We start from the raw sequence: 6,000 nt of genomic DNA, 5'->3' as shown, positions 1-6,000 counted from the left end.
GCGTTGCGCGGGGGTTGACGGAGTGGCACCCCTCGCGTTGCTCGGGGTGGGCTCTGCGCTGCGCTCCGAGCCGTGTTTCCTTCGGTGGGAACTTTCGGTGAATCCGGGATTGGGGCTGGTGCCTTTCCGGCTCGAAGCTGCGCTTCGAGCCGGTGGTCCCTTTCGCTGCGCTCCAGGGACCTGAGCCTGCTGGCGCAGGCTCAGGGGGCCCCGGTCCCCGGGGCTTTGGGGTCCGTCCGCTGCGCTCCCGGACTTGGCCCGCTTCGCGGGCAGCTGGCAGCTGAGGGAGAGGGTGTTTCCTTCGCTGAGAAGTTTCTGCGGATCCTGATACGGGGGTAGTGCCTCCCCGGCTGGAGATTCCGGTGCGTGTGCTGCGGGGTGTGGTGATGGCAGCTCCACTCGGTTGCACAGAGATTCAGGTCGGTGATCGCTGGGGTCTGCGGGTCAGCTTCGGGGTGCGTACCACGGCACCAGGCGCAGGAGGAGGTCGAGGGTGCGGGTGGCGGCTTGGCGGGTGGAGGTGTTGGGGGCGAAGACCGCGGTGAGGGCGAGGGTGATGGTGATCGCGCTGAGCGCGGCGGTGAGGGTCAGCAGGAGGCTCGTCAGGTGGCCGGCGTGGTTGAGCGCGAAGGTGATGAGGGTGGTGAGCAGCCCGGTGGTGAGGGCGGTGGCGGCTCTGGTGCGGGTGCTGGTTCGGTGCTCTGGGGTCATGGTTGGGCTGGCTCCTCGGAGTTGGCGGGGATACCGGAGGTGGTGTCGAAGACCAGTGAGCCAGATGCGGTATTCCGCAGAAAATGTCACTTCCCGGGGTTGTAATGGAGGGCATGCCACGAGGAGCGCCAAGCCCGGCTGACCAGCAGGTGATCGGCGAACTTGCGTCACGAGAGCTGGTAGTGACGGCGAGCCAGTTGGAGGGCTGGCGGCGGGCCGGGTTGCTGCCGCGGCACCGGCGCCGCGGGCTCAGGCGGGGCCGGGGGTCGGTGGTCGACGCGGTCGACCCGGTGGTGGTCGAGAGCGCGGCGGCGCTGGCGCGGCACCTTCGGCAGGGACGGGACCGGCGGCTGGCCGTGCTGGAGTGGTTCGCCGAGGCCGGCCTGCCGGTGCAGCCGGGGACTGTGCGGGTGCCGGAGCCCCCGATCGGCGCCGTCCGGGAGGCCCTTGAATGGGCGCTGGAGAGGTCGGTGTCGCAGCGCCTGGTGGCGTTCGCCCGTGACGCGGCCTGGGCGGGTGAGGGAGGGCTGGAGGCGTTGAATAAGGTGGCCCGCCGGCTCGTGAGGCCGTACCGCGGGGCGGCGAACCCCGCTCTGGTGCGCGCGGCCCTCGAAGCTGGCGAGGACGTGCCGGTCGAGGCGGAGAGGCCGGACTTCAGGAGCATGGTGCACCTGGTTGCCGCGATCGGCTTCGGGGCGCAGGAGGCCGGCGCAGGTGCGCTGGCCGAGGCGTTCGCCGCGTCCGGCATGTTCGACCTGACGGTCGAAGACTGGGAGCAGGCGCTCGGCGCGGCGGAGCGCGGTGAGCGACCGCCGGTGGACTGGGGGCTTTTGCAGCAGCTCGGGGACATCGTGGGGCCGGTGAAGCGGGCCAGTGGTGAGGAACTGGTGCGGGCGCGGGCGGTTCTCGTCGGCCTGCGCGGGTTCTACGGGCTGTACGTGCTGCACGGGCTGCTCCTGCCGGACACCCCGGCCCTGGCCGCGCTGCGGCGGCGGATCGACGCATGGGGCATGTTCCCGGTCCTGGACCACATGATCGGTCTCGACCCCTCCCCCACGCAGTTCGCCGAATCCCTGGCGATCTGCATGGAACCGCCCTTCGACAACCTGTACGAGGCGCTCCTGGAACAACTCGGCGAGGACCCGGACATCTTCCTCGTCCCCGGTGACGACACCGGCCCGGCCGGCTTCGGCGAGACCTGGATGCGGACTGTACGCGAGTTGCCGGGTCCAGGAGGGCGGTGACCCGCGGCGCAGACGACGGCCCTGGTGAACGGCCCGCCTAAAAAATCTTGAAGGATTCGGTACCCGTCCTGGTCGGCTCACGCGATGGAGGGGTGTCAGTCGAGTTCAACGAGCAACGGGGCGGTGGAGCGGTGCAAGGGACTTGGGGGCCCGAGGGGGTGAGTGCCCTTGTCGTCGGGGTGGTGATCGTCATCGCGCGCGAGTGGAGGCGAGTGCAGCTGGCCCGGGAACGGCGCCGGGAGCGCGAGCAGGAGCTGCTGGCCGAGATGGTGAGCGGGGTCGCCGAGGGCGGCCGTGAGGTGCAGGTGCACCACGGCGGTTCGGCTGGCGCCTGGACGCTGACGGGTACCGCTGGGGATAGTGCGGCCGGCCGTGATACGTCCGTCGGAGTCACGGCGGCGGTACGTGGGGGTACGGTCGCGGCGAGGCGGCGCCGGTGACCGTGCAGGATCAGTCTGGCGTGGTGGGCCCTGGCCTTGATGCGGTCGGGCCCAGCAGGCCGATCATCGGTGTCCAGGCAATGGACGAGGCGATGCTCGAAGGTTTCTTCGAGGCGCACCAGGGCGGGGTGCTCAGGTTCCTGACTTCCAAGGCAGGCCCGGAGGATGGTGGAGAGATCTTCAGCCAGGCGTTCGAGGAATTCTTCGAGTGGTGGCCGAAGAACCCGGAGCATCCCAAGCCGGTGGCGATGCTGTATCGGATTGCGCGCTGTCGCCTCAATGATCACTTTCGGCGTAGGGGCCGGGTTCTTACCCTCGAGACTGGTGATCTTGCGGAGATCGCAGCCAGAGGGACCTGCCCTGACGAACTCGCGGACCTCATCCGGCGCGTCGATCTGGGGAGGGCGCTGGCCGAGCTGACCGAGCGCGAGCGGCAGGCCTTGGCGTTGCGGTATCTGGCAGATCTTCCGGTGAAGGACTGTGCCGAGGTTCTGGGGGTTGGCATAGACAACATGAAGAAGATCTTGAAGACGGCGTCAGGCAAACTGCGGCAGTCTCCCCACATGGACGGCTACAAGACCGCTGGGACGGCGAAGGAGGTGCACAGGTGAACCACGAACAGCACCAGGACAATGAGCAGCGCGCTCACGTCACACTCGGCAGCGGCTCCGGGAAGACTCACAGCTTCGCCGCGATCATGCAGCGTCTGAAGGACCGTAGCCCGGAAGAGCGCGCCCAGTTGCGTGCGCAGGCCGATGCCGCTGAGCTGGGTCACGATGCATATGCGCTGGCTCACGAGTACCTCGGGCGCGGCAACTACGTCGCTGCGAAGAGGTGGCTGCGTGTGGCTGCCGACCACAGCGTCCCTGGCGCCGAGCAGGCCCTCGAGGAGATCGATGTCAGGCCGCCGGTCTCGTCGCGTCCCGTCATGCTCGACAGCTGCGAGCCTTGGACCTCGCTGGACCGGGAGTACCTGGCGTCCGGCCACGCGACACCGGCGACAAAGGCCGAGCCGAAGTATGTGAGGAGGCGGAACGGCCGCCACGCTGTCGACTTTCAGCCTCCCGACTGGGCTGACGCCATGCGCCGCCTGGAGAAGGCCCGCCGGACAATCGCCAAGCTCTTTGCCGAGGCGGAGCAAGTGCAGTCGGCGGCCAAGCAGATCCGTCAAGACGCCCACCACGCGGCCGACGTCATCCTGAGAGAGGCCAAGCAGCAGGCTGAGGTGATTATCGCCGACGCGCAAAGGTCTGCTTCTGGTCTCGGTGAAGAAAGGTCACGTGAACAGAAAGTCGGCGCCAGTCGCCGTGTACGACGCAGCGAGGGTGAGGAGCGTTGGCAGGTTCGGCTGTATGACTCCAGTGAGGTATTTGGCAGCGCCGCGGACGAGTCACCGAAGCTCCCCGCCGCTTCGGGGGGAGACGAGGTGTACATTCCGCAGGCGCTGTGGCAGCTCGTCTGGCTGGGCAACCCAGCACGCGCCTTCTGGGAGATGGCCGCCGACGAGCTCAGGGCGGTGAGCGTTCACCGACGACAGGACGACAGCCTGCCGGTACTTCCCAAGGCCCTTCGAGTACTCGCCGAGCCAGGGACAGTAGCTGAAGGCACGCCTGTCACTCTCCATGGCGTCAGAAAGTCATCCGAAGTGCGCAGGCTTATGGCTGCCTCGCTGCAGGAAGTAAGGGGCATCCTCGCGCTCTGGTCGTGCAACATCGAGCGGGACGAAAGTCCCGGGGGCACCCACGCACCCGCGAGGGCTGCGATCAGGCAGGAGGAAGGTGTCCTCACCTTCCGCTGGATCAACGCGGACCAGGGCGGAGACGCAGAAAGCGGCAATCCATCGAGAGAGGTGGTGCGCAGGGCGCTGGCCTCCGGAACGGCTGCCGATCAGTGAGAAAGCCAGAAGCCGCCTCCGTTGTCCGAGGCCATAGCGATGTAGATAGGAGGGCGGCTCCTCAGCTGCTCAGTCAAAGGCGTGGACGATACTTTCGATGATGGCGTGGACACCGCTCCAGTCGGAACCATCGACGGGGTGGCCTTTTCGGGCTCTCTTCACCTTTTTGTCGAAGGCCTTTTGTACCCGTCTCTTGTGGTGTTGCGACAGGGCGCCCTGGTGGCTCTTCGTTTCGTGTATAGCGGTCAGGTGCACGGGTGCCAGGGAGCCGTCGATGGTGAGCACGTCCCTGCCGAGGTACATCTCCAGGGAGCCGGCGATGCCGTTCACATCGTCCCGGGTCATCTCAGAGGACGTCGGGTCGAGCACAGGGTAGTCGGCGAGCAGCGGGAGATCCGGGTAGTGAAGGAGGCGGCATCCTTCTGGCAGTTGGCGGCTCTTGAGCTCGGCGAGATGTGTGTGCGCGGCGGTGTCGTTGTCCGCGATGGCCACGAAGCGGTTGGCAACGCCAGCCGCAATGAATGCCTTCACCATGCGGCTCAGGGCGCTGACGCCTCCCTCCGCGCTGGGACCGGTGTAGTCAATGAAGCGGATGAAGCCATCCAGGTGGGGGTGAGTGATGTGCATGGCCTTCGTAAGCAGCCGGGAATCCGTACTGCCCTCGGTGAGCACGATCACCGGTGCGTCGGCGGGCAGGGAGGCGAGCTGGCGGCGGCGTGACGGTCCTGCGATGGGCTGCGCCGGGTTCAGGTGGACGCAGCAGCCCGTCAAGGCGCTGAGATCGAGTCCGACCACGGTGTCGTCGGGCGCCTGGTCGATCAGCAGGCGTATCACGCTTCGGGTATCCGTCTCCCAGTAGAGGCGGTCGACGTCCTTGGCGGCCTCAACGAACCGGTCCTCGTACGTCAGGTACTCTCCGGGCGTGTCGAAGGCGCCGATGGGCTGGTGGGGGCCGATCGCACTGCGGATGTCCGCTAGCAGATCCGCGAGTTCCCGCGGCCTGCGGGTGAGGTCAGTGAAGGGGTCATCCTTGCCTTCCTGCTCCTGCCGTTCGCGCAGCTCATGTTCGGCGTCGTATCTCGCTCGCCATCGCTCCAGGCTCTCTACTGCGTCTGTGTGAGCCCTGCGAGAGGTGTAACCCTGCACCTGCAGGCGCTGCCTCAGCGCGTGGGCCGTAGTGAAGTACCCGAACGACCGGCCCTCCTCGTCCCAGTCCTCAGCAGGCGCCTCGGTGGCAGGGTTGTACTGCCGGTCGTCCTCGCTGAAGAGCGCCGCGAGCTCTGGATCGTAGTGGCTGCGGGTGTAGAGGTACTGGTAGTTGCCGATGACCAGGTACGAGTAATGCCCCATCCGTCCAGGCTTCCATCCGTCCGGCTTCCGTGTTAGTGGAATTCGGGTTGGCATCGTATGGCCAAGTGCCCCAGCCTCTGGTGCCGCCTACGGCCGTGTCCAAGGGCGCTGGGTGCCACTGTGTCAGTGGGCCTGGGCGGTGTAGTGCTCCTGCAGTCGGCGCAGCATGGTGTGACAGTACTCGGCCAGCGGCCGGTGCTGGTCCGCATCGATGACGAAGGCGACGGTGTGGACGCCGTCGTCCCCCGCTATGGTCGCGCGGGACTGGGATGCGCGCAGGTGGGGCCAGTAGCGGCCGTGCGCGAACCCGGAGGCTGCCCGCCAGGCAGCGCACACCTTCCCGCGGTCAGGCCCGCGACCG

The 6,000-nt window shown here is 67.4% G+C and carries 7 protein-coding genes; 4 read left to right on the top strand and 3 right to left on the bottom strand.

The annotated features are described in order from the left end of the window. Window positions 1–444 precede the first annotated feature (444 nt). Window positions 445–711 carry a hypothetical protein gene (locus tag BLW85_RS00185; protein ID WP_074989930.1) on the bottom strand — a complete coding sequence of 89 codons (267 nt, stop codon included), beginning with the start codon at window positions 709–711 and terminating at the stop codon, window positions 445–447. Window positions 712–893: 182 nt separating this feature from the next. Between BLW85_RS00185 and BLW85_RS00180 the strand changes: the two genes are divergently transcribed. From BLW85_RS00180 to BLW85_RS00165, 4 genes are all read left to right on the top strand, one after another. Further along, on the top strand, window positions 894–1,955 hold the full coding sequence (locus BLW85_RS00180; protein WP_074989929.1) for a hypothetical protein: 1,062 nt from the start codon (window positions 894–896) through the stop codon (window positions 1,953–1,955). Window positions 1,956–2,113: 158 nt separating this feature from the next. Then, complete coding sequence (locus tag BLW85_RS00175) at window positions 2,114–2,395, top strand: hypothetical protein (protein WP_143060382.1); 282 nt, start codon at window positions 2,114–2,116, stop codon at window positions 2,393–2,395. Beyond that, complete coding sequence (locus tag BLW85_RS00170) at window positions 2,392–3,006, top strand: RNA polymerase sigma factor (protein WP_074989927.1); 615 nt, start codon at window positions 2,392–2,394, stop codon at window positions 3,004–3,006. The genes BLW85_RS00175 and BLW85_RS00170 overlap by 4 nt, the downstream gene beginning before the upstream one ends. Then, window positions 3,003–4,289 carry a hypothetical protein gene (locus BLW85_RS00165; RefSeq protein WP_074989926.1) on the top strand — a complete coding sequence of 429 codons (1,287 nt, stop codon included), beginning with the start codon at window positions 3,003–3,005 and terminating at the stop codon, window positions 4,287–4,289. The genes BLW85_RS00170 and BLW85_RS00165 overlap by 4 nt, the downstream gene beginning before the upstream one ends. 69 nt (window positions 4,290–4,358) lie before the next feature. On the opposite strand, the gene BLW85_RS00160 is transcribed toward BLW85_RS00165, so the two are convergent. Further along, the gene (locus BLW85_RS00160) at window positions 4,359–5,639 is read right to left on the bottom strand and encodes a HEPN/Toprim-associated domain-containing protein (RefSeq protein ID WP_074989925.1); all 1,281 of its coding nucleotides are present in this window, start codon (window positions 5,637–5,639) and stop codon (window positions 4,359–4,361) included. A gap of 123 nt (window positions 5,640–5,762) precedes the next feature. Further along, entirely contained in the window at window positions 5,763–5,975 is a 213-nt protein-coding gene (locus BLW85_RS00155; protein WP_074989924.1) for a hypothetical protein, read from the bottom strand. Window positions 5,976–6,000 lie beyond the last annotated feature (25 nt).

Origin of the sequence: Streptomyces misionensis (genome assembly GCF_900104815.1) — a bacterium.
GTDB lineage: Bacteria > Actinomycetota > Actinomycetes > Streptomycetales > Streptomycetaceae > Streptomyces > Streptomyces misionensis.
This window is presented reverse-complemented; position numbering and strand designations above follow the sequence as displayed.

Coding starts and splice junctions, on each gene's coding strand:
- BLW85_RS00185 (WP_074989930.1), bottom strand. CDS start 711: ATGACCCCAGAGCACCGAACCAGCACCCGCACCAGAGCCGCCACCGCC.
- BLW85_RS00160 (WP_074989925.1), bottom strand. CDS start 5,639: ATGGGGCATTACTCGTACCTGGTCATCGGCAACTACCAGTACCTCTAC.